Origin of the sequence: Kitasatospora sp. NPDC004723, assembly GCF_040609255.1 — a bacterium.
Taxonomy (GTDB): domain Bacteria; phylum Actinomycetota; class Actinomycetes; order Streptomycetales; family Streptomycetaceae; genus Kitasatospora.
Window position 1 is genome coordinate 17,221 of record NZ_JBEXJT010000033.1, and the last position, 25,702, is coordinate 42,922.

Sequence of the window (25,702 nt, forward strand, 5' to 3'; positions counted from 1 at the left end):
ATCCCGATCATCCCGGACACGCCGCTGCCCCGGCCGCTCCAGCGGGAGCGACCGGGGCAGCGGTCTCAGACTGTGCGTGAGGCTCAGGCCTCGGCGCCGGCCTCGGCCTCGGCGGCCTCGTCCTCGGCCGGGGCGGCCTGGGCGGCGATGACCTGCAGCACGACGACGTCGGCCTCGACGGCCAGCGAGACGCCGTTCGGCAGGGTGATGTCCTTGGCGTGGATCGAGGCACCGGCCTCCAGACCCTCGACCGAGACGGTGACGGCCTCGGGCAGGTGGGTGGCCTCGGCCTCGATCGGCAGGGCCTGCAGGACGTGCTCCAGCAGGTTGCCGCCCGGGGCCAGCTCGCCCTCGGTGTGGACCGGGATCTCGACGGTGACCTTCTCGCCGCGCTTGACCAGCAGCAGGTCGACGTGCTCGATGGTGCGCTTGATGGCCTCGCGCTGGACGGCCTTGGGCAGCACGTACTCGTCCTTGCCCTCGATCGGGACGACCAGCAGGGTGTTCGGGGTCTTCAGGGCCATCATCAGGTCGTGGCCGGGCAGGTTCAGGTGAACCGGCGCGTGGCCGTGGCCGTAGACGACACCGGGGACGAAGCCGGCACGGCGGGCGCGACGGGCGGCACCCTTGCCGAACTCGGTACGGGTCTCGGCGGCAAGGCGGATCTCGGACACGACTGCACTCCTCGTGAAAGCTGGCGCGGGGGTGCAGGCAACGCGAAAAACCGCCGGGACCACACCCTCATCACATTCGGGGGTCACTCGGCGGCGCACGACCTCTGCCGGGAACCCGGGGCTTCCGGAGCCGGCAGCGCGTCGATCACGGAGCGGGCACCCGCGGAGCGGGCACACGGCATCCCTCGCCGAGCAGTTTCACGAGTCTAACCGGAGCGGTGCCCTCTCGCGAAATCGGCGGCGGCCCCGGTCCTTCCGGAACCGGGGCCGCACGCACGGGGCTTGGTCAGTGCACGCCCTCGAAGAGGCTGGTGACCGAGCCCTCCTCGAACACCTCGCGGATCGCGGCGGCGATGGACGGGGCGATCGACAGCGTGGTGATCTTGTCCAGCTGGAGCGAGGCCGGGGTCGGCAGGGTGTTGGTGAACACGAACTCGCTGACCCGGGAGTTCTTCAGCCGGTCCGCGGCCGGGCCGGAGAGCACACCGTGGGTGGCGGCCACCAGGACGTCCGCGGCACCGGCCTCGAACAGCGCGTCGGCGGCGGCGCAGATCGTGCCGGCGGTGTCGATCATGTCGTCGACCAGGACGCAGACCCGGTCCCTGACGTCACCGACGACCTCGGCCGACAGGATGGTGTTGGCCTGGGTCATGTCGCGGCGCTTGTGGATGATCGCCAGCGGCGCGTCCAGCCGGTCGCACCACTGGTCGGCCACCTTGACGCGGCCGGCGTCCGGGGAGACCACGGTGAGCTTGTCGCGGTCGACCCGCTCGCCCACGTAGTCCGCCAGCAGCGGCAGCGCGAACAGGTGGTCGACCGGGCCGTCGAAGAAGCCCTGGATCTGCGCGGTGTGCAGGTCCACGGCCATCAGCCGGTCGGCACCGGCCTGGCGCAGCAGGTCGGCGACCAGCCGGGCGGAGATGGGCTCGCGGCCCAGGTGCTTCTTGTCCTGACGGGCGTACCCGTAGAACGGGAGGATCGCGGTGATGCTCCGGGCGGAGGCCCGCTTCAGAGCATCGATCATGATCAGCTGCTCCATGATCCACTGGTTGATGGGAGCCGTGTGGCTCTGCATCACGAAGCAGTCGGCACCGCGGGCCGACTCCAGGAAGCGGACGTAGATCTCACCGTTGGCGAAGTCCAGGGCCTTGGTCGGAACCAGTTCGGTCCCCAGTGACTCGGCCACCTCCTTCGCCAGCTCCGGGTGGGCACGGCCGGAGAAGAGCTTCAGCTTCTTCTCGCCCGACGTCGTGATCCCGCTCACTGCCACCGTCTCCTCGCGTTGCTGACACCGATCCCGTCCGCACCGCGGGCAGGCGTCGCCAGCCGGCGTGAGGGGTCGGGGGAATTGTCGGTACGCCTGGATACGGGCGGTAGGCCCAATGGCGCACGTATGACCCCAAGGTTACGCGCCCGCGCGCGAACCGTCCGCCCCGGGACCGTCCACGGGCTCTCGCCCGCCCGCTCAGGCCTCCGTCGCGGGCCGCTCGTCGCGCTCCGTCGCGGCCGCCGCGGCCTGCGCCGACGAGCTCCCGGGACGCTTGCGCCCCACCCAGCCGGCGATGTTCCGCTGCTGGGCCCGGCCGACGCCGAGCGCACCGGCCGGCACATCGTTGGTGATCACCGAGCCGGCCGCGGTGTAGGCGCCGTCGCCCACCGTCACCGGCGCGATGAACATGTTGTCGGATCCGGTACGGCAGTGCGCACCGATCACCGTGCGGTGCTTGTTGACGCCGTCGTAGTTCACGGTGACCGAGGCGGCGCCGACGTTGGTGCCCTCGCCGATCGTGGCGTCGCCGATGTAGGAGAGGTGCGGCACCTTGGCGCCCTCGCCCAGCTCCGAGTTCTTCACCTCGACGTAGGTGCCGACCTTGGCCCCGCGGGCCAGCCTGGCGCCCGGCCGCAGGTAGGCGTACGGGCCGGCGGTGGCGAGCTCGCCGACCTCGGCGCGGTCCGCCGTGGTGTTGCTCACACGCGCCCCGGCGCCGATCCGGGTGTCCTTGATCGTCGAGTTCGGGCCGACCTCGCAGCCCTCACCGAGGTGGGTGGCGCCCTGCAACTGGGTGTTGGGCAGGACCACCGCGTCGGGCTCGTAGGAGACCTGGACGTCGAACCAGGTGGTCGCCGGGTCCACCACGGTCACCCCGGCCCGCATCGCCCGCTCCAGCAGCCGGTCGTTCAGCAGCCGGCGGGCGTGCGCCAGCTGCACCCGGTCGTTGATGCCGAGGATGTCCCGGTAGTCGCCGGCGACCACGGCGCCCACCCGGTGGCCGGCCCGGCGCAGGATCTCCAGGGTGTCGGTCAGGTACTCCTCGCCCTGCGAGTTGTCCGTGGTGACCTCGGCGAGCGCGTCCACCAGCAGCTTGGCGTCGAAGGCGAACACGCCGGAGTTGATCTCGTCGATCGTCCGCTGGGCGTCCGAGGCGTCCTTCTCCTCGACGATCGCCGCGACCGCGCCGTCCGCCTCGTCGCGCAGGATCCGCCCGTAGCCGAACGGCTCCGGCACCACCGCGGTCAGCACGGTGACGCCGTTGCCCTGCTCGGCGTGCGCCCCGGCCAGCGCGCTCAGCGTGCCGCCGGTCAGCAGCGGCGCGTCGCCGGTGGTGACGATCACGGTGCCGTCCAGCGCGACCCCGTCGGCCGCCAGCGCCTCCAGCGCGGTGCGCACCGCGTGCCCGGTGCCGTTCTGCTCCTCCTGCACCACGGCGCGGGCACCCGGGTGATGCGCCGCCAGGTGTTCGGCGACCTTCTCCCGCATGTGGCCGATCACCACGACCAGCTGGCCCGGCGTCAATTCCTCGGCCGCCGCCACCGCGTGGCCGACCAGCGACCGCCCGCACACCTCGTGCAGCACCTTCGGGAGGCTGTTCGACTTCATCCTGGTCCCGCCACCGGCGGCGAGCACGACAACGGCGGCAGGCGAATTGGCACTCACGGGGGGAGGCTCCTCATTCGGTTACACGGGGAGGGCAGAGCGGCCGGTGGCGGGACCCGCACGTCGGCGCCGCAGCCGCTTCGAGGATAGTGCGCGGAGCAATTCCGCTCCCGCGGCCCCGGGAGCCGTCGCGCGACAGCCGCCGACCGGCCCGGGCCGACCGGCCCGCAGATGGCTCCCGGAGGAGGATTCGAACCCCCATAAGCTGGACCAAAACCAGCTGTCCTGCCCTTAGACGATCCGGGACCGGCGCATCCGCCCCCGCTTCCGGGGACGCGCTCCGCCAAGACTACGGGGTACGGGCCGTCACATCTACCTCCTCGACCCGGCCCACCGGGGCCCCCGCCGCGTTCCGGATGTCATCCATCCAGTCGGGTGAATTCACTCAAGCGCCGCCCGGCGGCGTATTCCCTCGGTGGCGGAGCGCAACCTACGATTCCGTAAGTTACGCCAACGTAGGCTCCGTCCTCTCCCCCCTCAAGGGACGCCCATGACCATCCAGGCCGGCGAGGCGCACACCGATTCCGCGCGCCCCCTCGACTCCTCCGTCCCCGGACCCGACGCCCCCGACCCGTCCGCCCCCGCCACCGCCGCCCCCACGGCCGTCGCCGCCCCGGACACCGGTGACGAGCCGCGGCTGCTCTCCGCCACCCGCGGCGGGGAGCGACAGGGCGCCGCCGAGCGGATCGCGCTCGCCCTGTTCATCGCGGTGCCCTTCGCCGCCCTGGTCGCCGCCGTCCCGGTGGCCTGGGGGTGGGGACTCGGCTGGACCGACGTCGCGATCGCCACCGTCATGTACTTCCTCACCTGCCACGGCATCACCGTCGGCTACCACCGCTACTTCACCCACGGCGCCTTCAAGGCCAACCGCCCGCTGCGGATCGCCCTCGCGGTGGCCGGCTCGCTGGCGATCGAGGGCCCGCTGGTGCGCTGGGTGGCCGACCACCGCAAGCACCACCGGTTCAGCGACAAGGACGGCGACCCGCACTCGCCCTGGCGCTACGGCGAGACCGTGCCCGCGCTGCTCAAGGGCCTGTGGTGGGCCCACATGGGCTGGCTCTTCGACGAGGAGCAGACCCCGCAGCTCAAGTACGCCCCCGACCTGGTCCGCGACCCGGCCATAAGGCGGATCTCCCGGCTGTTCTGGCTCTGGACCGCCCTGTCGATGCTGCTGCCGCCGCTGGTCGGCGGGCTGGTCACGCTCTCCTGGCAGGGCGCGCTGTCCGCGTTCTTCTGGGGCTCGCTGGTCCGGGTCGCACTGCTGCACCACGTCACCTGGTCGATCAACTCGATCTGCCACGCGGTCGGCCGCCGGCCGTTCCGCTCCCGCGACCGCTCCGGCAACGTCTGGTGGCTGGCGGTGCTCTCCTGCGGCGAGTCCTGGCACAACCTGCACCACGCCGACCCCACCTCGGCCCGGCACGGCGTCCTGCGCGGCCAGATCGACTCCTCGGCCCGGCTGATCCGCTGGTTCGAGCTGGCGGGCTGGGTCCGGGACGTCCGCTGGCCGGACGCGCAGCGGATCGCCGCCCGCCGCGCCGCATGAGGGCGCACCTGCAGCATGATGTAGGGGTGAACGGGAGCAGCGCAGACAGCACAGGCGGCCACCAGAGCATGCGGACGGACGCCGCGCCCGGTCCGGCGCAGGCCCGTCCGCGTGCCGCCGCCGGGGCGGACGGCGCTGCGCCGGCGCCGCGCCGGCGGGGTGGCCGGGTGCGGATGACCGGCAAGCAGCGCCGGGAACAGCTGCTGGAGATCGGCCGCACGGTGTTCGCCGAGCGCGGCTACGACGGCACCTCGGTGGAGGAGATCGCCGAGCGCGCCGGAGTGTCCAAGCCGGTGGTGTACGAGCACTTCGGCGGCAAGGAGGGGCTGTACGCGGTGGTGGTCGACCGCGAGATGCAGTTGCTGCTGGACATGGTGACCGGGGCGCTGACCGGGGGCCACTCGCGCGAGCTGCTGGAGCAGGCGGCGTTCGCGCTGATGGACTACATCGACACCTCGACGGACGGCTTCCGGATCCTGGTCCGGGACTCCCCGGTGGCCCAGTCGACGGGCACCTTCGCCTCGCTGATCAGCGACATCGCGACCCAGGTGGAGGACATCCTGGGCCTGGAGTTCAAGGCGCGCGGCTTCGACGCGCGGCTCGCCCCGATGTACTCGCAGATGCTGGTCGGGATGGTCGCGCTGACCGGCCAGTGGTGGCTGGAGGTGCGCAAGCCGGAGAAGGCCGAGGTCGCCGCCCACCTGGTGAACCTGGCCTGGCACGGCCTGGAGGGGATGGAGCGGCACCCCAAGCTGGTCGGCGAGCGCAAGGCCTGAGCCCGCCGGACCGGCCGCGCCGGTCAGAGCTCCTTCACGCCGACGGCGAAGATCCGGCGGAACGGGAAGACGGTGCCGTGCGGCCCGGCCGGGTAGGCCTCGCGCAGCAGCGCGCCGTACTCGGCGAGGAAGGCCTCGCGCTCAGCCCCTTCGCCGAGCCGGGTGAGGACGGGCCGCAGGGCGGTGCCCTTGACCCACTCCAGCACCGGGTCCGGCCCGGTGAGCAGGGTGCTGTAGGTGGTCTCCCAGACGTCGGCGGAGCAGCCCGCGCCGGCCAGCGCGTCCAGGTAGGCGCCGGGCCCGTGGACGCCGGACCGGGTGGCGTCCGCACCGAGGACGGCCCGCCAGCGGGGGCTGCGGCGCAGTTCGGCGAGCGCCGTGTGACTGGGCGAGTCGAAGTTGCCGGGTACCTGGAAGGCGATCACGCCGCCCGGTGCGAGCGCCCCCGCCCAGCGCGGCAGCAGTTCGATGTGCCCGGGAATCCACTGCAGGGTCGCGTTGGAGACGATCGCGTCGGGCGCGGCCGGGGCCGGGTCGTAGTCGGCGGCGTCGGCGAGCAGGTAGTCGGAGCCGGGCTCGCCCTCGGCGCGGGCGGCGGCGAGCATCTCGGCGGAGTTGTCGATCCCGGTGATCCGGGCGGCGGGCCAGCGCTCGCGCAGGACGGCGGTGGAGTTGCCGGGTCCGCAGCCGATGTCGAGCACGGTCGGGGCGGGTTCGTGCGGGAGGGCCGGGACCCGGGCGAGCAGGTCGCGCAGCGGGCGGGTCCGTTCGTCGGCGAAGCGCAGGTACTGCTCGGGGTCCCAGACGGGGTCGGTCATGATCGGCCTCACAAGTATCTCGACATCAAGATATCCATGCCAGCTTCGGTACTGGATTTCTCGATGTCAAGAGACTTCACATCGACACAACCCCCGATACACTGATCGTCATGGAGGACGAGGTCGATCGGCTGGTCGCAGCGTGGCGCAGGGAGCGCCCCGACCTCGACGTGGAACCGCTCGAAGTGCTCAGCCGGGTCAGCCGGCTCGCCCGCCACCTCGACCGCGCCCGCCGGACCGCCTTCGCGGAGCACGGACTGGAGCCCTGGGAGTTCGACGTGCTGACCGCGCTGCGGCGGGCCGGCCCCCCGTACCAGCTCTCCCCCGGCCAGCTGCTCACCCAGACCCTGGTCACCTCCGGCACCATGACCAACCGGATCGACCGGCTCACCGGCAAGGGCCTGGTCAAACGGCTGCCCGACCCGGACGACCGGCGCGGCGTCCTGGTCCGGCTCACCGACGACGGGCGCGACCGCGCCGACCAGGCGCTCGCCGGGCTGCTCGCGCACGAGCGCGAACTGCTCGCCCAGCTGACCTCCGCCCAGCAGGGCGAGCTCGCCGGCCTGCTGCGGCAGCTGGTCGCCCCCTTCGACAACATCCCGTAGGCGACGGGGCCCGCGGACGGGCAGCAAACCGGCGGCGGCCTCAGAACCCGTCCGGGTACGGCGTGCTCAGCGCGGGCACCGGGGCGGGCACCGGCTCCGGCGTCCGGTAACCCGGCAGCAGCTCGGCCAGCCGCCGGCGCACCTCGTCGTCGCTGTTCACCGCCGCCGCCCCGTACAGCCCGGTCAGCCCGCCGGCCAGGTCCTCCGGCCCGGCCGCGGCGTCCGCGACGGTGGCGTAGATCCGCGTGTGCTCGGTCGCCAGCCGCTCCTCGCCCTCCGAGAACAGCGCCTCGTTGAGCTTCTCCCCGGCCCGCAGCCCGGTGTAGCGGATCTCCACCTCGTCCCTGGCCAGCTGCACCTGCTCGGCGAAGTTGTGCACCAGGTCGACGATCCGCACCGGCTCTCCCATGTCCAGCACGAACACCTCGCCGCCGCGCGCCATCCGGCCGGACTCCAGCACCAGGCCGACGGCCTCCTCGATGGTCATGAAGAAGCGCGTGACATCGGGGTGGGTGATCGTCACCGGACCGCCGCTGCGCAGTTGCTCGGCCAGCACCGAGAGCAGCGAACCGCGCGAACCCAGCACATTGCCGAACCGCACCGCGGAGAACACCCCGGTGCCCAGCTCGCGGGCGTCCCGGGCGTTCGCCTGGACGATCAGCTCGGCCAGCCGCTTGCTCGCGCCCAGCACCGAGGTCGGGTCGGCCGCCTTGTCGGTGGAGATCAGCACGAACCGCTCGACACCGGTGGCCAGCGCCGCCTCCACCAGGTGGTCGGTGCCCAGCACATTGGACTTCACCGCCTCGCTGGGATGGCGCTCCAGCAGCGGCAGGTGCTTGTGGGCGGCGGCGTGGAAGACCACCTCGGGCTTGAGGTCGCGGAAGATCTGCTGGATCCGCGGCCGGTCCCGGATGTCGGCGATCACCAGCGACTCGTCGGTCAGCAGCGCCTCGCCCCAGATCTCCAGCTGCAGCCGGTGCAGATTGGACTCGTCGTGGTCGAGCATGTAGAGCGCGCTGGGGTTGAACGCGTGCACCTGGCGGCAGAGTTCGCTGCCGATCGAGCCGCCGGCACCGGTCACCAGCACCCGTCGGCCCTCGATCACGTCCCGGACGTCGGCGGAGACCACGTGCACCTCGTGCCGGCCGATCAGCCGGTTGACGTCCAGGCTGCGCATGTCGGAGCCGACCACCTCGCGGCGCAGCGCGGCGAGGAAGGACGGCAGGTAGCGGACGGCCGCCCCGGCCGCGGCGGCGGCGGTCGCCAGCGCCCGGACCCGCGGCGGGGCGAGCCCGGGGATGGCCAGCGCGACGACCTGGGCGCGGTGCTCGACGGCCAGCGCGGTCAGCTCGGCAAGCGTGCCGAGGACGGGGACGGCGTCCACCGACTGCCCGGCCTTGGCCGGGTCGTCGTCGAGCAGGCCGATCGGGGCGAGGCCGAACTCCGGGGCCCGGCCGAGGTCGCGCACCAGCGCGGTGCCGGCCGCACCGGCCCCGACCACCAGGGTGCGCAGCCCCGTCGGCGGCGCGGCACGGCCGCCGGAGGCCCGATCTGACCGGCCGGACGGTGCGTCCGGCCGGGCGCCCGGCGCGCTCACGGCGTCGTTCGCGCCCTCGTTCGCGCCCTGCGGGGCCGCGTGCGGGCGTGCGGAAGTGCTGTGCGGCGACATCTGTCCTCCGGAGTTCCCTGACCTGACGGACCTGAGCCGGCGCCGGAGGCGGTCCGGGGCCGGTACCTGGGTGTGACGGACGGGCGGATCAGCCGGCGCCGGGAGAGGTGGACGTGGCGACGGACGGCGGAGCGGCGGGAGCCGCGAGTTCGGACGGGCTGACGCCCGCCCGGCGGGCCACCGCGACGGCGGCCAGGGTGGAATGCACCCCGAGCTTGCCGAGGACGTTCTGCATGTGGGTGCGGACGGTGTGCGGGGACAGGTAGAGCCGCTCGGCGACGGCCTGCCGGCCGAGGCCCGCGACCATGCAGCGCAGGATCTGCTTCTCCCGCGGGGTGAGCGTGTCGACCAGCCGCTCGCTCTCGGTGCGGTCCCGGCGGGCCGTGGTGAGCTCGCGGATCACCCCGGTGAGCAGCGCGGGCGGCAGATGGGTCTCGTCCCGCAGCACGCCCCGGATCACCGCCAGCAGCCGGGCCAGTGAACTCTCCTTCGCCACCCAGCCGGTGGCGCCGGCGTGCAGGGCCCGGGCGGCCCGCTGCGGGTCGTCGACGGTGGCCAGGACGATCGCCCGCAGGCCGGGGTGACGGCGGCGGATGCGGGCCAGCAGGGTGATGCCGTCGGGGACCTGTGCGGTGGACGGCCCCGCCGTCGGGGGCGGCTGGGCGGCGGACGGGGTCGCCGTCCCCGGATGCGGTTCCGCCGGGTACGGGCCGGCCGGGCGGGCGGTGACCGGGTGGCGGACCGCCCCGCCGGGGGTGCCGGCCGGGCCCGGCGGGCCCGCGGTCGGGACCGCCGGGGGGCGGCGGGGGGACGGCACGGCCGGAGCCGGACGGCGGCGCAGCGCGTCGGGCGGGTCGGCGCCCGGCTGGCGGGCCTTGCGCGCGGCGGCCCCTCCCTCGGCCACCCCGAGGTCGGCGTCCACCAGGACGACGTCGAACGCCCGCCCTTCCGTGACGGCGCGCTCCAGGGCGCGCTCCGCGGCGGCCGCGCTGCCCGCCGCACCGACCTCGACGTCGGGCTCGGCGGCGAGCGCCGCGGCCAGCGCCTCGGCGAAGATCCGGTGGTCGTCGACCACCAGGACGCGGATCCGCCCCATCGTCACTTCCCCCCCTGCTCAGCTCCGGCTCGTGCCCGGGACGGCGCCCGGTCCCACCGCCGCCGTCCGGGCGCGTCCTGCGCCGATCGCCTCCCGGATGTCCGGGAGAACCGAGGCACCGACCCCCACCGGTACCGGAATCAGCGTACGGGGTGGGCGCTGGCTCGGTGGGGGTTTGGTGAAGTTTCGTCAGGAGGTGCGAAATTGGCGTGACTTGGTGCCCCGCGACCACTCTCCCCCACCGCTGGCGCCCCTCCACCGCCGTTCTCCCCGGGCACGTCCGCGAAACGCCGGAGCGCCACCCCCCGTCCGAACGGGGGGCGGCGCTCCGTGGGTGCCGGAACGGACGGGCCTACTGGCCGTTCTTCTCCAGCGTGAACTTCCAGGCGTCGGCGACGATGTCGTCCAGGTTCGGACGGCGCGGGGTCCAGCCCAGCTCCCGGTGGGCGCGCTCGGCGGAGGCCACCAGCACGGCCGGGTCGCCGGCGCGACGGCCGGAGACCACGACCGGGATCTCCCGGCCGGTGACCCGCTTGACCGACTCGATCACCTCGCGGACCGAGAAGCCGCTGCCGTTGCCCAGGTTGCAGATCAGGTGCTCGCCCGGCTTGGCGGCGTCCAGCGCCAGCAGGTGCGCGTCGGCCAGGTCCGCGACGTGGATGTAGTCGCGGATGCAGGTGCCGTCCGGGGTCGGGTAGTCGTCGCCGTACACCGCGATGTGCTCACGCCGGCCGAGGGCGGCCTGGAACACCAGCGGGATCAGGTGCGACTCGGGGTCGTGCCGCTCGCCGTACTGGCCGTACGCGCCCGCGACGTTGAAGTAGCGCAGCGAGACGGCGGCCAGGCCGTGGGCCACGGCCTCACTGGTGATCAGGTGGTCCACGGCCAGCTTGGTGGCGCCGTAGGTGTTGGTCGGCGCGGTGCGGGCCGTCTCGGCGATCGGCACGGACTCCGGCTCGCCGTAGGTGGCGGCGGTCGACGAGAACACCAGCTTGCGCACACCCGCGGCGCGCATCGCGCTGATCAGCTCCAGCGAGCCGGCCACGTTGTTGCGCCAGTACTTCTCCGGGTCCACGACGGACTCGCCGACCTGCGAGGAGGCGGCGAAGTGCAGCACGCCGTCGAAGGAGGCGTCCAGAACCTTGCCGGCCTCCTGGATCCGGCCCTCGACGAACTCGGCACCGGCCGGCACGCCCTCGCGGAAGCCGGTCGAGAGGTCGTCCAGGACGGTCACCTGGTGCCCCGCCTCCAGCAGGTGGGCGGCGACCACACTGCCGACATAGCCGGCGCCACCCGTGACCAGGTACTTACTCATGATGCGACCTCCAGCGGGCGATGGACCGCCGTCGGCGGACCATCGGGGACGTACGTACGACTGCGGCCTATTCTCCCTGGCCGCCGGGGGTGCTCAGAACCATCCGGAGGGCCCTTCCCGTCCGGGTCACCGTCCGCCTGTCACCGGCCTCCGGCGCCGTCCACCCACCCGTCGCCGGCCTGTCGCCCAGCCGTCAGCCGCGCGCCATCCGCTCCAGCAGCCCGGTGCGCGCCGCCACCGCCGCCGCCTCCAGCCGGGTCCGCGCGCCGAGCTTCATCAGCACCCGCTGGACGTGCGTACGGGCCGTGCTCGCCGCGATCCGCATCCCCGCCGCGATCGCCGCGGTGTCCTCGCCGTCCGCGATCCGCGCCAGCACCTGGACCTCCCGCCGGGTCAGCAGCCGCAGCAGCCGCACCGCCTCGTCGTCCGGCTCGGCCGCCGGCCTCAGCAACTGGTCGAACGCGCCCCGCAGCACCTCCACCGCGACCGCCGCCTCCCCCGCCCGGGCCCGCGCGATGGCCCGCTCGACCACCTCGATCCGCTCGTCGCTCGGCACGTAACCGGCCGCACCCGAGGCGAACGCCCCTGCCACGCCCCGCAGTTCACCGACCGGGCCGAGCACGATCACGGCCACCTCGGGCCGCTCCCGGCGGATCCGCCGCAAACCGTCGAACGCCCCCGGCTCACCCGGCGCGGCCACCCCCAGCAGACACACCTCCGGCCGCCGGCCCGCCACCAGATCGGCCGCCGACGAAGCCGGCGAACCCACCGCGAGCACCCGGTGACCGCGCAGTTGGAGCGCGGTGGCCAGCGCCTCGGCCAGCAACCGGTGGTCGTCCACCACGACGAGGCGAACACCCATGAGACCCCTCCCGGTCGGCGTCCCGCCCGCAGCCCCGCCCGGCTGAGGAAGGCGGCCGATGACGCACCATCACAGCGCATTCCGTACCCGACCTGCCAGACCGTCTCACCGGACCGTCTCACCACCCGGCCGCCGCTCGACTGCCGACCGGCCTTGCGGGCACGACAAAAAGGACCCCCGCCCGAAGGCGGAGGTCCTGACTGAGCCCCCATGCGGAATCGAACCGCAGACCTTCTCCTTACCATGGAGACGCTCTACCGACTGAGCTATAGGGGCTTGTTCCCTGTCCGTGCTCCCCGGCTTCGCTTTCCGCTCCGCCCGCTCGCTCGAACAAGGAAGACATTACACGGCCGGGGGGCCGATTGGGAAATCCGTCCCGGCCGCCCGGCCGCCCAGCGCACCCGCCACCGCCAGGTCCGTTCCGCGGGTCTCCGGCAGCAGCCGCAGGCAGAGCAGCGCCACCACCCCCCACCCCGCCAGGTACCAGCCGACCGGCTCCGCCGTGCCGTACGCCTCGGTCAGCCTGGTCGCGATCAGCGGCGTCGTCGCCCCGCCCACCACCCCGCCCAGGTTGTACGTCAACGCCGCCCCCGTGTACCGCACCCGGGTCGGGAACAGCTCCGGCAGGAACGCCGCCAGCGGCCCCAGCAGGCACCCCAGCACCACCATCGCCCCCGCCAGCGCCAGGAACATCAGCCCCCGCCGCTCCGTCTCCAGCAGCGGGAACAGCACCAGCCCCCAGGCCACCGCCAGCGCCGTCGCCCCCTGCAGCGTCCGACGCCGCCCCCACTCGTCACTGCGCCGCGCGCTCAGCCACACCGTCACCGCCTTCCCCGCCGCCCCGGCCAGCAGCATCGCCAGCACCACCGTGCTCGGCACCCCGAGCCCCGTCGTCGCGTACGCCAGCGCGTACGTGGTGGTCAGGTAGAACAGCGCGTACCCCACCGTGATCGCCCCGCACCCCACCAGCACCGTCCGCCAGTGCCCGCGCAGCACCTCCACCACCGGCGCCCGCTCGGCCCCGGTCCGCGCCTCGCCCCGGAACAGCGGCGTCTCCTCCAGCCGCAGCCGCACGAACAGCCCCACCGCCACCAGCGCCAGCGACGCCAGGAACGGCACCCGCCAGCCCCAGGACCGGAACGCCTCCTCGTCCAGCCCGAGTTGCAGCGCCAGGAACACCCCGTTGGCCAGCACGAACCCGGTCGTCGGCCCCAACTGCAGATACGCCCCGTACCGCCCCCGCCGCCCCGCCGGCGCGTTCTCCGCGACCAGCAGCGCCGCGCCGCCCCACTCCCCGCCCAGCCCCACCCCCTGGCACACCCGCAACACCACCAGCGCCACCGGCGCCCACCACCCCCACGCCGCGAACCCCGGCAGCACCCCCACCGCCGCCGTCGACAGGCCCATCAGCAGCAACGACACCACCAGCGTCGTCTTGCGCCCCAGCCGGTCTCCGAAGTGCCCGAACACCACCGCCCCCAGCGGCCGCGCCAGGAAGGCCACCGCGTACACCGAAAACGCCGCCAACAGCGCGCCCACCGTGCCCAGTTCGGGAAAGAACACCTCACCGAAGACGAGCGCCGCCGCCGTCCCGTAGATGAAGAAGTCGTAGAACTCGATCGCCGTACCGATCAACGCCGCCGCAGCGGCCCGCCGCATCTGCCCCGTCGCACCCATGCCCCCAACCCTGACGACCCCACCTCACCCCCGACAGCGCCCACCCGAGTGACACCCGCGCCCCACCCCACCCCCCACGCCCCCCGGCGCCGCCCTCACACCCCCACAGCGACCCCCACATCACCTCGCGTACGGGTTGTCACTCGGCGGCCGCCGCCTCCGCACCACCAGGGCCACCACACCCCCGGCCACCACCAGCGCACCCGCCCCAACTGCCACCCCGACGCCCACCCACGACGTCCCCGCCTCCCGCTGCCCCGCTTGCTGCTGCCCGGACGGCGCAGCAGAGGCGGAAGCCGGCGGTGCAACGGAGGAGGAAGCGGGCGGCGCCGCGGGAGTCCCGGACGCGGACGGTGACACCGGACTGGGCGACTCGGCAGACGCCGACGGCGTCACGCTGCCCGCCGCGTCCGCCAGAGGACTGACATCGGCCGGTCCCGGATCACCCGGCGTGGTCAGCGCGACGCGCGGCCGGACGATTCCGTACCCGATGAAGTCGGTCCGGCTCGAACCGTCCTTGGGCTTCCCGGCCGTGTTGATCAGCACCCGGGCGATCTGGTTCGGAGCCCAATCGGGATGAACCGACCAGAGAAGCGCCGCCGAGGCGGAGACCAGGGCGGTTGCGTCGGAAGTGCCGTGCTTCTTGCAGTAGCCGGATTCCGCGACACACGACGTGTAGATGTCCACCCCCGGAGCCGCGATGTCGATCTGCGGACCGTGCTCGGACTCCCCGGTGGCCGTGCCGGCCTGATCGGCCGCCGCCACCGCCATGATGCCCGGCAGAGCCGCGGGATACAGAACGGGATTCCCCTCCTGCCCACTGTTTCCGGCACCTGCGACGACGAGCGCGCCCTTCCCGTTGGCGTACTCGACGGCCTTCTCGAGCTCGGCGATGTCCCCCGTGGAGACCCCGGAGGAACCCGCGACCGACGAGACATTGATGACCCTCGCCCCTTGGTCCGCCGCGTAGGTGATGCCCTGACTCACCTGCTTCAGGTAACCGGAGGCATCGATCGGCTGGGCCGGGTCGTCGTTGATGTTTATCTTGATCGGGAGGATTCTGGCCTCGGGTGCCAGACCGTACGCGCCTTTCCCTCCCAGGCCCTTCCCGGACCCCGCGATGAGACCGGCGATTCCCGTGCCGTGACCGCTCTTGTCGACGCCGAGCCCACCGGACAGTCCGCTCATGTCCTTGCCCGACAACAGTTGCCCGGCCAGATCCGGATGATCGAGCCGGAAGCCGCCGTCGATCACCGCCACGGTGACTCCCCGGCCCTTGCTCGTCTGCCAGATCTCGGGCGCCTTCATGGTGTCAAGGTGCCACTGCTGGTCGCGGATCGAATCCACCGCGGCTGCCGGCCCAACCGTCAGCCCGGCTACGATGCCGGCCGACAGCAGCACCGCGGCGAACCTCCGCCCGCGCACACGTACGTCCGTCCGCCGCATCACTGCTCCCTCGTCACTTTCCCCGCCGGAACCGGGTATTGCCCCACACGGAACTGCCCGGCCACCGGGTGGGCCCAGTGGCTGGGCAGTCGTTCCGCACTACTCAACCACGCCCGGGTTGCTCTTCGGAGTACCGCTGGTCCAGGTCTCCTCGTCCTCGTGCAGGTAGTCGGCCCGCCGGCGCCGTTCGCGCTCGCGCCGTTCCCCCGCACCGCCCGTCATGCCCGGGCCCATCATGCCGTTCTGGCCCGGCCGCGCCGCGCCCTCGGCAGCCGCCGCCCCGGCCGCGGCCGCCCGGTTGCGCAGACCGCTGCCGCCCGGGGTGAACTCCCCGCCGGCCACCGGTCCCTTCGCGCCGCCGACCACACCGCCGACGGTCGAGCTGTACCCACGACCGCGCGAACCACCGACCGCGCCACCACCGTGGCCGCCGCCCGGGTGCATCCCGCCGCCCGGACCGCCGAAGCCGCCACCGCCGGCGGACCCACCGGCCCGGCCCTGGGCCGCCTCACGCGCCCCGAAGACGGCCCCGCCGTTGGTCGGTACCGGGGCACCGCCCTTCGCCGACGGGTTCCCGCCCCCGAAGGTGCTGGTCCGGTTCGGGGGAACGGAGCCCCCACCGCCGCCCTTCAGCGGCACGGTTCCCCCGGTGAACGGTCCGGTGCCGCCCAACGGAATCGGCCCGCCACCCAGGAAGGGACCGGGCCCTCCGCCGGGGATGCCCGGCTGACCGGGACCGCCACCCTGTGGGTACGGCGTCACGGGGCCGCCACCCGCCGGCCCCACCGGACCGGTGTGCCCGGGCAGTGTCGGCACCGTCGGCAGGCTGTCCAGCCCGGTACCGGGACGGTCCCCGGGGAACGTGGTCGGCGGAGTCACCGTCCCGGGCGTGCTCGGGTCACCCGGCAGCGGCACCGAACCACCGTGCGACGGCGGGATCGGAGTGCTGTGCCCCGGAGTCCTCGGCCCGTCCGGCGCCGACGCGGGCGGACGCGGCGTCACGGAACCGCCACTGCTGACGTAACCGCCGCCGGTCTGGCTGGAGCCTCCGCCGCTGTATCCGCTACGACCGACCGGCCGGTAGGCACCACCGGTGGAACCGCCACCGGACCCCACGACCACCTCTGATCCGCCGTCGACCGCCTTCGGGCCGTCACCGGGGGTGCCCGGCAGTTCGGGCAGCTTGAGCCCGTTCAGCTGGGCGGTGGCCGCCTCGTACGCCTGCCCCAGCGTCTCCATCTGGTGGATGGCTTCCTGGTGCGCCGTGTCCACCCGCTTCTGTGCCGCCGCGGCCTCCGCGTAGGAGACCCAGGTCGGGTCCTCCTTCTTCATGATCGCGTCGGTCGTGGCGGTCGGGTTGCCGAATCCGGTGACGGCCAACGGCGAGGGCTTCAGGCACGGCTGCGCGGCGTGCCGCTTCACCAGGTCGATGTCCTTGGTCGGCACCTCCGGCACGCCGGTCTTGGCGCCGCCCAGGGCCTCGCCCGCCAGGACCATCGCATCGCCGGCGCCCTTGGAGTACTCGCCGATCATGGCCGTCGACTTGTTGAGGTTGCCGGCCCACGTCTTGAAGTTCTCGGCGGCCGGACCCTCCCACTGGATCTGTCCGACGTGGGCGGCCAGTGACCTGCTGAGTTCGTCCAGCACTCGCGCGGCGTTCTTGAGCTGGTTGCCGCGGCTGACCACCTTCGCCGGGTCGCTGCCGGCGACCATGCCCTTGAGCTGGGGGTGGCCGATCCCCTCGAAATTCGTTCCGCCTGCCATCAGTTGCTCCCCGTTTCACCGAAGCGGACACGCACCACGATCATCAGTACGTGCCGGTCGCCGACGGCGACCCGCCAGGTCCGCCGTCCGCGGTCTTCGCGACCGCGTTGACCGCCGTCGTCTGGTGCTCCTCGTTGCTGCCGTAGCTGCCCGCCGTCTGGGCAACCGCCCGGCCCATCTTGTCGATCTGCTCCGCGAGCGACTTCGAGAGCTGCAGGATCGCGGCGTGCGTCCGGTCGTACGCGGCCATCAGGTCCGTGGACTCGTGGAAGCCGGTGCCGAGGTTGCCGGCGCTCAGCTTCTGTTCCTTGATGTTGTGCTGCGCCGCCTCCGAGCCCTCCAGTGAGGCCAGGAGCGCGTCGACCTTCTTCTTGAACGTGGTCAGCGTGTCGAGCTCGATCTTGACGTCCTTGGAGCCGAACGCCGCCACCAGTGCGGTGGCGCTCACGTCGACCTGGACCTGGCCGACCACACGACCGACCCAACTGTTGTCGAGCGTCCACGGCTTCACCTCGCCGTTGGGGCCCTCGGCCCAGCCCGCGCCGCCCGGTCCAGCCTCGCCTGGCACAGCAATCCACCTCTCCCCCGTGCGCGGCGCACCCCCGCAGGTCGCCGCGCCGCGACACACCGTCAACTACTCGGTCGTACTCGGTCGTAGCGGCCCCGCACCGTCCACGCCTCGGGACGAGCGGCGCCTCGGTCATCGTAGCCACCGCCTCCGTCGGACCGGCAGGGCCCATGGCCCGCTTGTACGCGATCGGTACGAACTTGACACGTGCGGCCCGGCGCGCGGTGCGCCGGGCCGTGCGGGTGGGAGTGGCTGCTCGCCGGTGGCTCCCGGGCGGGGCTCAGACCTGCTCGGCCAGCTCCAGCCAGCTCATCTCCAGCTCTTCCTTCTCGTCCCGGACCGCCCGCAGCCGGCCGTCCAGCTCGGCGACCTTGGAGAAGTCGGCGGCGTGCTCGGCGAGCTGGGCGTGCAGCTTGGACTCCTTCTCGTCCAGCTTGGCGATCTGCCGCTCCAGCTTCTGCATCTCCTTCTTGGCCGCCCGCAGGTCCCCGCCGGACAGCGTGGGCGCCCCGGCCTCCGTGCCGCCCGCCGCCGGCGCTGCCGCCGTCGCGCCGGTGGCGGCGGCCGAAGCCGCCGCGGCCACTGCGGCGGCCATCGCGGCCCGCCGCTCCAGGTACTCGTCGACGCCGTTCGGCAGCATCCGCATCCGCCGGTCGCCGAGCAGCGCGTACGTCACGTCGGTGGTCCGCTCGATGAAGAAGCGGTCGTGGCTGATGACGACCATCGAGCCGGGCCAGCCGTCGAGCAGGTCCTCCAGCTGATTGAGCGTCTCGATGTCGAGGTCGTTGGTGGGCTCGTCGAGGAACAGCACGTTGGGCTCGTCCATCAGCAGCCGGAGCAGCTGGAGCCGGCGCCGCTCGCCGCCGGAGAGGTCGCCGACCGGCGTCCACTGCTTGTCCTTGCCGAAGCCGAACTGCTCGCAGAGCTGGCCGGCGCTCATCTCCCGGCCCTTGCCGAGGTCGACCCGGGAGCGGACCTGCTCGACGGCCTGCAGCACTCGGGTGGCCGGGTCCAGCTCGGCGACCTCCTGGGAGAGGTACGCCAGGCGCACCGTCTTGCCGACCTTGATGACCCCGGACGTCGGCTGGACGTCGCCCTCCGAGGCGTAGGCGTCGCGCATCGCTCGCAGCAGCGAGGTCTTGCCGGCGCCGTTGACGCCGAGCAGGCCGATCCGGTCGCCGGGGCCGAGCTGCCAGGTGATGTTCTCCATCAGCAGCTTGGGGCCGGCCTTGACGGTCACGCCTTCCAGGTCGAAGACCGTCCGCCCGAGGCGCGCGTTGGCGAACTTCATCAGCTCGCTCTTGTCGCGCGGCTCGGGGACGTCGGCGATGAGCGCGTTGGCGGCCTCGATGCGGTAGCGGGGCTTGGAGGTACGGGCAGGGGCGCCGCGGCGCAGCCAGGCCAGCTCCTTGCGGGCGAGGTTCTGGCGCTTCTGCTCCTCGACGGCCTCGATCCGGGACCGCTCGGCGCGCGCGAAGACGTAGTCGGAGTAGCCGCCCTCGTACTCGTGGACGGCGCCGTGCTGGACGTCCCACATCCGGGTGCAGACCTGGTCGAGGAACCAGCGGTCGTGGGTGACGCAGACCAGCCCGGAGCGGCGGGACTGGAGGTGCCGGGCGAGCCAGGCGATGCCCTCGACGTCGAGGTGGTTGGTGGGCTCGTCGAGGACGATGAGGTCCGGCGAGCCGAGCAGCAGCTTGGCGAGGGCGATCCGGCGGCGCTCGCCACCGGAGAGCGGGCCGATGACGGTGTCCAGGCCGTCGGGGAACCCGGGCAGGTCGAGGCCGCCGAAGAGGCCCTCGATGATGTCGCGGATGCGGGCGTCGCCGAGCCACTCGTGGTCGGCGCGGTCGGCGATGACCTCGTGCCGGATGGTGGCGGTCGGGTCCAGCGAGTCGTGCTGGGTGAGGACGTCCAGCTGGAGGCCGCCGGACCAGGTGATCCGGCCGCCGTCGGGCTCCTCCAGCTTGGCGAGCATCCGGATCAGGGTGGTCTTGCCGTCGCCGTTGCGTCCGACGACACCGATCCGGTCGCCCTCGCTGACGCCGAGGCTGACCCCGTCCAGAAGGGCCCGGGTGCCGTAGACCTTCGTGACGGACTCGATGGTGGCGAGGTTGACGGCCACGTGTGCTGCGCTCCTGGGTTCGACGGTCCGGGCTCGGGCGGAGCCTCGGAGCCTCCCAGCCTAGTGGGCCCGTCCCGGGTCGCCGCGCGCTCGGCCGATCGCCCGACCGGCCCGGCGGCCCGACCGGTCGCTACGCGCCCGGCCCCGGCACCACGACGCCCGGCGAGCCCGCCGCCACGGCAGCACCCGGCACCGGCCCGTGGGTGGCGTGCGCGGTCCGGCAGCTGCCGGAGGCGCGCAGCGCGGCGGCGACCGCCTCGGCGCCCTCGGCGTCCTTGGCCAGGAAGGCGCAGGTCGGCCCGGAGCCGGAGACCAGCGCCCCGAGCGCCCCGGCCGCGGTGCCGGCCCGGAGGGTGTCGGCGAGGGCGGGGCGCAGCGACAGCGCGGCCGGCTGGAGGTCGTTGGCCAGGGCGGCGGCCAGCGCGACGGCGTCGCCGTCGGCGAGGGCGGCGAGCAGGGCGGGGTCGGCGTCGGGGGTGGGCACCTCGGCGTCGCCGGAGCCGGTGCCGGCCTCCTCGCGCAGGCGGTCGCACTCGCGGAAGACGGCGGGGGTGGACAGGCCGCCGTCGGCGACCGCGAAGACCCAGTGGTAGCTGCCGGTGACGGGCAGCGGCTCCAGGATCTCGCCCCGCCCGCGGCCCAGGGCGACGCCGCCGACCAGGGCGAACGGCACGTCCGAGCCGAGCTCGGCGGCCAGCTCCAGCAGTGTGTCGGCCGGCGTGCCGAGCCCCCACAGGGCGTCGCAGGCGACCAGCGCCGCCGCGCCGTCGGCGCTGCCGCCGGCCATGCCGCCCGCGACCGGGATGGCCTTGGCGATGTGCAGGTGGACGTCGGGCTCGGCGAGGCCGTGGCGGGCGGCGAGCAGCCGGGCGGCGCGGGCGGCGAGGTTGCTCCCGTCCAGCGGGACGGCGTCGGCGTCCGGTCCGGTGCAGCTCAGGGTGACGCCCGCGCCGGGCTCGCCCGCCGTCGCCGTCACCTCGTCGCCGAGGGCGACCGCGAAGAAGACGTTGGCCAGGTCGTGGAAGCCGTCGGCGCGCAGGCCGCCGACCCCGAGCTGGACGTTGACCTTGGCGGGCACGCGTACCGTGACGCTCACGGGATCCATCCCCTACTCCGGCTTGTGCTCGGCGATGGCGGCGAACTGCTCGACGGTGAGCATCTCGCCGCGCAGCTTGTGGTCGATGCCGGCGGCGGCGAGCGCCTGCTCGGCCGCGGCGGCGGAGCCGGCCCAGCCGGCCAGCGCGGCCCGCAGGGTCTTGCGGCGCTGGGCGAACGCGGCGTCGACGACCGCGAACACCTCCTCGCGGCTCGCGGTGGTGCTCGGCGGGTCGCGGCGGACCAGCGAGACCAGCCCGGAGTCGACGTTGGGGGCGGGCCAGAAGACGTTGCGGCCGATGGCCCCGGCCCGCTTCACGTCGGCGTACCAGTTGGCCTTGACCGAGGGGACGCCGTACACCTTGTTGCCGGGCTCGGCCGCGAGCCGGTCGGCGACCTCGCTCTGCACCATGACCAGGGTGCGCTCGATGCTGGGGAAGGTGGCGAGCATGTGCAGCAGCACCGGCACGGCCACGTTGTACGGCAGGTTGGCGACCAGCGCGGTCGGCGCGGGGCCGGGCAGCTCGGTGACCAGCATGGCGTCGCTGAACACCAGGTCGAACGCCTCGGCCTTCCCGGGCATCCGGGCGGCGACGGTGTCGGGCAGGTGCCGCGCCAGCACCGGGTCGATCTCCACCGCGGTGACGTGCCGGGCGACCTCCAGCAGCGCGAGCGTCAGCGACCCGAGGCCGGGCCCGACCTCGACCACCGCGTCCTCGCCGGTCACCTCCGCGGCCCGGACGATCCGCCGCACGGTGTTGCCGTCGATGACGAAGTTCTGCCCGCGCTGCTTGGTCGGCTTCACGCCGAACGCGTCCGCCAGCGCCCGGATGTCCGCGCCGCCGAGCAAGGGGGTCCCCCCGGCCGAAGGCTGGGGGCGGCTGTCAGAAGTGGGGTCGGTGCTGCTCACCCGCCAAGGATAAGGGCGCGCGGCACCCTCACAGCTCGACGACCGCCGCGAGGTCGATCTCCACGGGGTAGGGGACGGTGGTGCGCAGCACGCCCTCGTGCTGGGCGACGGGCAGGTAGACGCCCTTCTCCTCGTCCCGGTGGAACTCGTGGACGATCGGGAGGTCGTCGATGCCGCGCTCGACCCGCCAGTAGTACGGGATGCCCTTGTCGGCGTACTGCCCGGGCTTGCGGAAGCGGTCGTTGGCCCGGGTCCCGTGCGAGACGACCTCCACGGTGAGCACCACGGCCTCGGGCGGGAGGCACTCCAGCTCGAAGACATCGATGCCGGTCTTGTCGAACACCACGACATCCGGCTTGGTCGTGTTGTCCTCGTCCAGCAGCACGCAGCGCTCGACGTTCGCCGCGTAAGGCGTGACCCGCGCACTGCGCAGTGCCGAGTACAGCTCGTCCCGCACCTGGTCGTGCCACTGATTCGTCTGCCCCCGGACCACGATGACTCCGTCCACAAGATCCCAATCGAACGGCAGGTCGAGGTTCTTGACCTGCTCGTACGTCCGCAGTTGGGACAGCGGGTGCGACGAGTCGTGATGATCCTCGACGGGTCCGTCGATCGGCATGGCGGTCATGGCCACCTCCCTCACTGCACTCATGCTAACCAGCCTAGAAAGCCGTCACGAGTGCCGAATCGTTCCGCCGCAACCCGACATTCGTTCGATCGGATCAGTACCCGAACGCCCGCGCCGTGTTCTCCGCGATCGCCCCGGCGAGCTCCTCCTCCGACAGGCCCAGGGTGTCAGCCATCGAGCGGACCGTGACCGGGATGAGGTACGGGGCGTTGGGGCGGCCGCGGTAGGGGTGGGGGGTGAGGAAGGGGGCGTCGGTCTCGACCAGGATCCGGTCGAGCGGGGTGGCGGTCAGGGCGTCGCGCAGCGGCTGGTTGGCCTTGAAGGTGACCGGGCCGGCGAAGGAGAGGTACCAGCCGTGCTCGGCGCAGACCTTGGCCATCTCGGCGTCGCCGGAGTAGCAGTGGAAGACGGTCCGCTCGGGGGCGCCCTCCTCCAGCAGGACGGCGACGACGTCCTCGTGGGCGTCCCGGTCGTGGATCACCAGCGCCTTGCCGTGCCGCTTGGCCATCGCGATGTGGCGGCGGAACGACTCCTTCTGGATCTCGACGCCCTCCGGCCCGGTGCGGAAGTAGTCGAGGCCGGTCTCGCCGACCGCGCGGACCTGCGGCAGCGCCGCGAGCGCGTCGATCTCGGCCAGCGCCGCGTCGAGCGCGGCCTGCCCTCCGGGCTCCCGCCGCTGCCCGGACCACCCGTCGGGGTCGCCGAGGAAGATCCGCGGCGCCTCGTTGGGGTGCAGGGCGACGGCGGCGTGCACCTGCTCGAACCGGGCCGCCAGTTCGGCGGCCCAGCGCGAGCCCGGCACGTCGCAGCCGACCTGGACGACGGTGGTCACCCCGACCGAGGCGGCCTTGGCCAGGCCCTCCTCGGGGGTGCCGGACTGCATGTCCAGATGGGTGTGCGAGTCGGCGACCGCCACCGCCAGCGGGGCGGGCAGCGGCGGCGGGGTGGACCGGTCGTCGTCCTTCTTCGGCATCAGTCGTCCTTCACCGGCCTCAGGAGGCCGGCTTCTCCTCGAGACGGGGGAACAGGATCTCGCCCTTGGTGACGGTGGCACCGGCGGGCAGCCGGCCCCACTGCGCGGCCTCGGCGACGGTCTGCCCGGCGAGCGCCCCCAGCCCCTCGGCGGCGCCGAGCGAGGCCCAGAGCTTCTCGGCGGTGGTCGGCATCACCGGGTTGAGCAGCACCGCAGTGGCCCGCAGCGCCTCGGCGGCGGTGTAGAGGATGGTGGCCAGCCGGTCCCGGCCCTCGGCCGAGTCGTCCTTGGCGACCTTCCACGGCTCCTGCTCGGTGAGGTAGCCGTTGACCTGCTTGACGAAGTCGAAGACGGCCGCGAGCCCGCCCGCGAAGTCCAGCTCCTCGCCGATCTTCCGGTCGGCGGTCGCGACGGCCGCCGCGAGGCCCTCGGCGACGGCCCGCTCGGCCTCGCCCGGCGCCGCCGCGGCCGGCAGCACGCCGTCGAAGTACTTGCCGACCATGGCCGCCAGCCGGGAGGCGAGGTTGCCGAAGTCGTTGGCCAGCTCGGAGGTGTACCGGGCGGTGAAGTCCTCCCAGGAGAACGAGCCGTCGGTGCCGAACGGGATCGCCCGCAGGAAGTAGTAGCGGTAGGCGTCCACGCCGAAGTGCGAGGTCAGGTCGGTGGGCGCGATGCCGGTCAGGTTGGACTTGGACATCTTCTCGCCGCCGACCATCAGCCAGCCGTTGGCGACGACCCGCTTCGGCAGCGGCAGGCCAGCGGCCATCAGCATCGCGGGCCAGATCACCGCGTGGAAGCGCAGGATGTCCTTGCCGACGAGGTGCACCGAGGCCGGCCACAGCTCGGCGAAGCGCTCCGGGTCGGCGCCGTAGCCGGCCGCGGTGATGTAGTTCTGCAGCGCGTCCACCCACACGTAGAGCACATGCTTCTCGTCCCAGGGCAGCGGGACGCCCCAGTTGAAGGTGGAGCGGGAGATGGAGAGGTCCTGCAGCCCCTGCTCGACGAAGCGCAGCACCTCGTTGCGGGCCGACTCGGGGGCGATGAAGCCGGGGTTCTGGGCGTAGAACTCCAGCAGCTTCGGGCCGTACGCGGAGAGGCGGAAGAAGTAGTTCTCCTCCTCCAGCCACTCGACCGGCTTCTTGTGGATGGGGCAGAGCTTCTCGCCCTCGGTGGCGCCGTCGAGCAGTTCGGCGGGGAGCTTGTACTCCTCGCAGCCGACGCAGTACGGGCCGGAGTAGCCGCCCTTGTAGATCTCGCCCTTGTCGTACAGGTCCTGGACGAACTCCTGCACCCGGGCGGTGTGCCGCTCCTGGGTGGTGCGGATGAAGTCGTCGTTGGCGATCTCCAGGTGCTGCCAGAGCGGCTTCCAGGCCTCCTCGACCAGCTTGTCGCACCACTCCTGCGGGGTGACGCCGTTGGCCTCGGCGGTGCGCAGGATCTTCTGACCGTGCTCGTCGGTGCCGGTCAGGTACCACACCTTCTCGCCGCGCTGGCGGTGCCAGCGGGTCAGCACGTCGCCCGCCACGGTGGTGTACGCGTGGCCGAGGTGGGGGCGGTCGTTGACGTAGTAGATCGGGGTGGTGACGTAGTACGCGGGGGTGGTGCCCCCGCTGGTGCTGTGGTGCTCTGCAGTGGCGGCCATGGTCCGCAAGCTTAGTCGGGCCCGCGCGGGGCCCCGCACGGCGAGGGCCGGTGGCCCCGCGGCCACCGGCCCTGCGCCTCCTCGTCGGCGGGCCTCCGCCTCCCAGCCGGGGGCCCGCCTCCTCCTCGTCAGCCGCGCAGCCGCGCCCAGAACCGCGCCCAGCGCCCGCCCGTCGGGGCGGGCCGCACCGGCCGGCCCGTCCCGGGCGCCCCGGCCGGCTCGGCGTGGGCCGCGAACCCGGGGGCGTGCTGCAACGACCGGTCCGCGACGCTGACCCGGCCCTCGCGCATGATCCGCACGGTGTGGCCGCCGCAGCCCGGGCAGGTCGGCTTGAGCAGCGGCGACGGCACCCGGACTCCGTTGGCGTGGTACTCGAAGACGACGTGCCCGTCCCGGGCCACGTGGTGCTCGATGTCGTACGCCTGCTCCCAGCCGTACCCGCAGCTCAGGCACGCGAAGGAGTAGGCCTCCCGGACGGTCTCGACGGGAGTCTGCGTCCGGCCGTTCGGGCCGGTGCCGCTCGGGCCGGGGTCGCTCAGGGCGTTGCCACCGCGGGGGCTACCGATCGTCTCGCTCAT

Annotated in this window: 22 protein-coding genes and 2 tRNA genes; 3 read left to right on the forward strand and 21 right to left on the reverse strand. The window is 73.2% G+C overall.

Annotated elements, in window-relative coordinates; all coding sequences use genetic code 11:
- Window positions 1-83 precede the first annotated feature (83 nt).
- The 4 genes from ABZW10_RS26530 to ABZW10_RS26545 form a co-directional block, all read right to left on the reverse strand.
- Window positions 84-674, reverse strand: coding sequence for a 50S ribosomal protein L25/general stress protein Ctc (locus ABZW10_RS26530; protein ID WP_355370216.1), 591 nt, complete (start codon window positions 672-674; stop codon window positions 84-86).
- A gap of 286 nt (window positions 675-960) precedes the next feature.
- The gene (locus ABZW10_RS26535; RefSeq protein ID WP_355370218.1) at window positions 961-1,938 is read right to left on the reverse strand and encodes a ribose-phosphate diphosphokinase; all 978 of its coding nucleotides are present in this window, start codon (window positions 1,936-1,938) and stop codon (window positions 961-963) included.
- Window positions 1,939-2,139: 201 nt separating this feature from the next.
- Window positions 2,140-3,609 (reverse strand): bifunctional UDP-N-acetylglucosamine diphosphorylase/glucosamine-1-phosphate N-acetyltransferase GlmU, encoded by a 1,470-nt coding sequence (gene glmU, locus ABZW10_RS26540; RefSeq protein WP_355370221.1) that lies wholly within the window; start codon window positions 3,607-3,609, stop codon window positions 2,140-2,142.
- Window positions 3,610-3,781: 172 nt separating this feature from the next.
- A tRNA-Gln gene (locus tag ABZW10_RS26545) sits at window positions 3,782-3,855 on the reverse strand.
- Window positions 3,856-4,099: 244 nt separating this feature from the next.
- On the opposite strand from ABZW10_RS26545, the gene ABZW10_RS26550 reads away from it, so the two are divergent.
- Together ABZW10_RS26550 and ABZW10_RS26555 are read left to right on the forward strand one after the other, a co-directional pair.
- Window positions 4,100-5,155 carry an acyl-CoA desaturase gene (locus ABZW10_RS26550; RefSeq protein ID WP_355370224.1) on the forward strand — a complete coding sequence of 352 codons (1,056 nt, stop codon included), beginning with the start codon at window positions 4,100-4,102 and terminating at the stop codon, window positions 5,153-5,155.
- Between the two features lie 173 nt (window positions 5,156-5,328).
- Window positions 5,329-5,931, forward strand: coding sequence for a TetR/AcrR family transcriptional regulator (locus ABZW10_RS26555; RefSeq protein WP_350551889.1), 603 nt, complete (start codon window positions 5,329-5,331; stop codon window positions 5,929-5,931).
- 23 nt (window positions 5,932-5,954) lie between these two features.
- Here ABZW10_RS26555 and ABZW10_RS26560 read toward each other — a convergent pair whose 3' ends face one another.
- Window positions 5,955-6,749 (reverse strand): trans-aconitate 2-methyltransferase, encoded by a 795-nt coding sequence (locus tag ABZW10_RS26560; protein ID WP_355370227.1) that lies wholly within the window; start codon window positions 6,747-6,749, stop codon window positions 5,955-5,957.
- 110 nt (window positions 6,750-6,859) lie between these two features.
- Between ABZW10_RS26560 and ABZW10_RS26565 the strand changes: the two genes are divergently transcribed.
- Complete coding sequence (locus ABZW10_RS26565) at window positions 6,860-7,354, forward strand: MarR family transcriptional regulator (RefSeq protein ID WP_355370229.1); 495 nt, start codon at window positions 6,860-6,862, stop codon at window positions 7,352-7,354.
- 40 nt (window positions 7,355-7,394) lie between these two features.
- Here the strand turns inward: ABZW10_RS26565 and ABZW10_RS26570 are convergent, their stop codons facing one another.
- From ABZW10_RS26570 to ABZW10_RS26645, 16 genes are all read right to left on the reverse strand, one after another.
- Window positions 7,395-9,023: a nucleoside-diphosphate sugar epimerase/dehydratase gene (locus tag ABZW10_RS26570; protein ID WP_355370232.1), complete on the reverse strand. Its 1,629-nt coding sequence runs from the start codon at window positions 9,021-9,023 to the stop codon at window positions 7,395-7,397.
- Between the two features lie 88 nt (window positions 9,024-9,111).
- Window positions 9,112-10,119, reverse strand: coding sequence for a LuxR C-terminal-related transcriptional regulator (locus ABZW10_RS26575; RefSeq protein WP_355370235.1), 1,008 nt, complete (start codon window positions 10,117-10,119; stop codon window positions 9,112-9,114).
- 352 nt (window positions 10,120-10,471) lie between these two features.
- Window positions 10,472-11,434, reverse strand: a complete 963-nt coding sequence (gene galE / locus ABZW10_RS26580; RefSeq protein WP_355370237.1) for a UDP-glucose 4-epimerase GalE — start codon at window positions 11,432-11,434, stop codon at window positions 10,472-10,474.
- A 193-nt stretch (window positions 11,435-11,627) separates the two neighbouring features.
- A complete protein-coding gene (locus ABZW10_RS26585; protein WP_355370240.1) occupies window positions 11,628-12,296 on the reverse strand; it encodes a response regulator transcription factor in 669 nt (222 codons plus the stop codon).
- 203 nt (window positions 12,297-12,499) lie between these two features.
- A tRNA-Thr gene (locus ABZW10_RS26590) sits at window positions 12,500-12,572 on the reverse strand.
- 66 nt (window positions 12,573-12,638) lie between these two features.
- On the reverse strand, window positions 12,639-13,973 hold the full coding sequence (locus tag ABZW10_RS26595) for an MFS transporter (protein ID WP_355370243.1): 1,335 nt from the start codon (window positions 13,971-13,973) through the stop codon (window positions 12,639-12,641).
- A 120-nt stretch (window positions 13,974-14,093) separates the two neighbouring features.
- A complete protein-coding gene (gene mycP / locus ABZW10_RS26600) occupies window positions 14,094-15,374 on the reverse strand; it encodes a type VII secretion-associated serine protease mycosin (protein ID WP_355370245.1) in 1,281 nt (426 codons plus the stop codon).
- Window positions 15,375-15,518: 144 nt separating this feature from the next.
- On the reverse strand, window positions 15,519-17,183 hold the full coding sequence (locus ABZW10_RS26605; RefSeq protein WP_355370248.1) for a hypothetical protein: 1,665 nt from the start codon (window positions 17,181-17,183) through the stop codon (window positions 15,519-15,521).
- Window positions 17,184-17,226: 43 nt separating this feature from the next.
- A complete protein-coding gene (locus ABZW10_RS26610; protein ID WP_355370250.1) occupies window positions 17,227-17,751 on the reverse strand; it encodes a hypothetical protein in 525 nt (174 codons plus the stop codon).
- A 280-nt stretch (window positions 17,752-18,031) separates the two neighbouring features.
- Entirely contained in the window at window positions 18,032-19,876 is a 1,845-nt protein-coding gene (locus ABZW10_RS26615) for an ABC-F family ATP-binding cassette domain-containing protein (RefSeq protein WP_355370253.1), read from the reverse strand.
- A gap of 130 nt (window positions 19,877-20,006) precedes the next feature.
- Window positions 20,007-20,981, reverse strand: a complete 975-nt coding sequence (locus ABZW10_RS26620) for a 4-(cytidine 5'-diphospho)-2-C-methyl-D-erythritol kinase (protein WP_355370256.1) — start codon at window positions 20,979-20,981, stop codon at window positions 20,007-20,009.
- 3 nt (window positions 20,982-20,984) lie between these two features.
- Window positions 20,985-21,881 (reverse strand): 16S rRNA (adenine(1518)-N(6)/adenine(1519)-N(6))-dimethyltransferase RsmA, encoded by an 897-nt coding sequence (gene rsmA / locus ABZW10_RS26625; RefSeq protein ID WP_355370259.1) that lies wholly within the window; start codon window positions 21,879-21,881, stop codon window positions 20,985-20,987.
- A 28-nt stretch (window positions 21,882-21,909) separates the two neighbouring features.
- A complete protein-coding gene (locus tag ABZW10_RS26630; RefSeq protein ID WP_355370261.1) occupies window positions 21,910-22,533 on the reverse strand; it encodes a Uma2 family endonuclease in 624 nt (207 codons plus the stop codon).
- Between the two features lie 70 nt (window positions 22,534-22,603).
- Window positions 22,604-23,482 (reverse strand): TatD family hydrolase, encoded by an 879-nt coding sequence (locus tag ABZW10_RS26635; protein ID WP_355370264.1) that lies wholly within the window; start codon window positions 23,480-23,482, stop codon window positions 22,604-22,606.
- 19 nt (window positions 23,483-23,501) lie between these two features.
- Entirely contained in the window at window positions 23,502-25,124 is a 1,623-nt protein-coding gene (gene metG, locus ABZW10_RS26640) for a methionine--tRNA ligase (protein WP_355370267.1), read from the reverse strand.
- Window positions 25,125-25,252: 128 nt separating this feature from the next.
- Entirely contained in the window at window positions 25,253-25,702 is a 450-nt protein-coding gene (locus ABZW10_RS26645) for a hypothetical protein (RefSeq protein WP_355370270.1), read from the reverse strand.

Coding starts and splice junctions, on each gene's coding strand:
- ABZW10_RS26550 (WP_355370224.1), top strand. CDS start 4,100: ATGACCATCCAGGCCGGCGAGGCGCACACCGATTCCGCGCGCCCCCTC.
- ABZW10_RS26555 (WP_350551889.1), top strand. CDS start 5,329: ATGACCGGCAAGCAGCGCCGGGAACAGCTGCTGGAGATCGGCCGCACG.
- ABZW10_RS26560 (WP_355370227.1), bottom strand. CDS start 6,749: ATGACCGACCCCGTCTGGGACCCCGAGCAGTACCTGCGCTTCGCCGAC.
- ABZW10_RS26565 (WP_355370229.1), top strand. CDS start 6,860: ATGGAGGACGAGGTCGATCGGCTGGTCGCAGCGTGGCGCAGGGAGCGC.
- ABZW10_RS26570 (WP_355370232.1), bottom strand. CDS start 9,023: ATGTCGCCGCACAGCACTTCCGCACGCCCGCACGCGGCCCCGCAGGGC.
- ABZW10_RS26575 (WP_355370235.1), bottom strand. CDS start 10,119: ATGGGGCGGATCCGCGTCCTGGTGGTCGACGACCACCGGATCTTCGCC.
- galE (WP_355370237.1), bottom strand. CDS start 11,434: ATGAGTAAGTACCTGGTCACGGGTGGCGCCGGCTATGTCGGCAGTGTG.
- ABZW10_RS26585 (WP_355370240.1), bottom strand. CDS start 12,296: ATGGGTGTTCGCCTCGTCGTGGTGGACGACCACCGGTTGCTGGCCGAG.
- ABZW10_RS26595 (WP_355370243.1), bottom strand. CDS start 13,973: ATGGGTGCGACGGGGCAGATGCGGCGGGCCGCTGCGGCGGCGTTGATC.
- ABZW10_RS26605 (WP_355370248.1), bottom strand. CDS start 17,183: ATGGCAGGCGGAACGAATTTCGAGGGGATCGGCCACCCCCAGCTCAAG.
- ABZW10_RS26620 (WP_355370256.1), bottom strand. CDS start 20,981: ATGGATCCCGTGAGCGTCACGGTACGCGTGCCCGCCAAGGTCAACGTC.
- ABZW10_RS26630 (WP_355370261.1), bottom strand. CDS start 22,533: ATGAGTGCAGTGAGGGAGGTGGCCATGACCGCCATGCCGATCGACGGA.
- ABZW10_RS26635 (WP_355370264.1), bottom strand. CDS start 23,482: ATGCCGAAGAAGGACGACGACCGGTCCACCCCGCCGCCGCTGCCCGCC.
- metG (WP_355370267.1), bottom strand. CDS start 25,124: ATGGCCGCCACTGCAGAGCACCACAGCACCAGCGGGGGCACCACCCCC.
- ABZW10_RS26645 (WP_355370270.1), bottom strand. CDS start 25,702: ATGAGCGAGACGATCGGTAGCCCCCGCGGTGGCAACGCCCTGAGCGAC.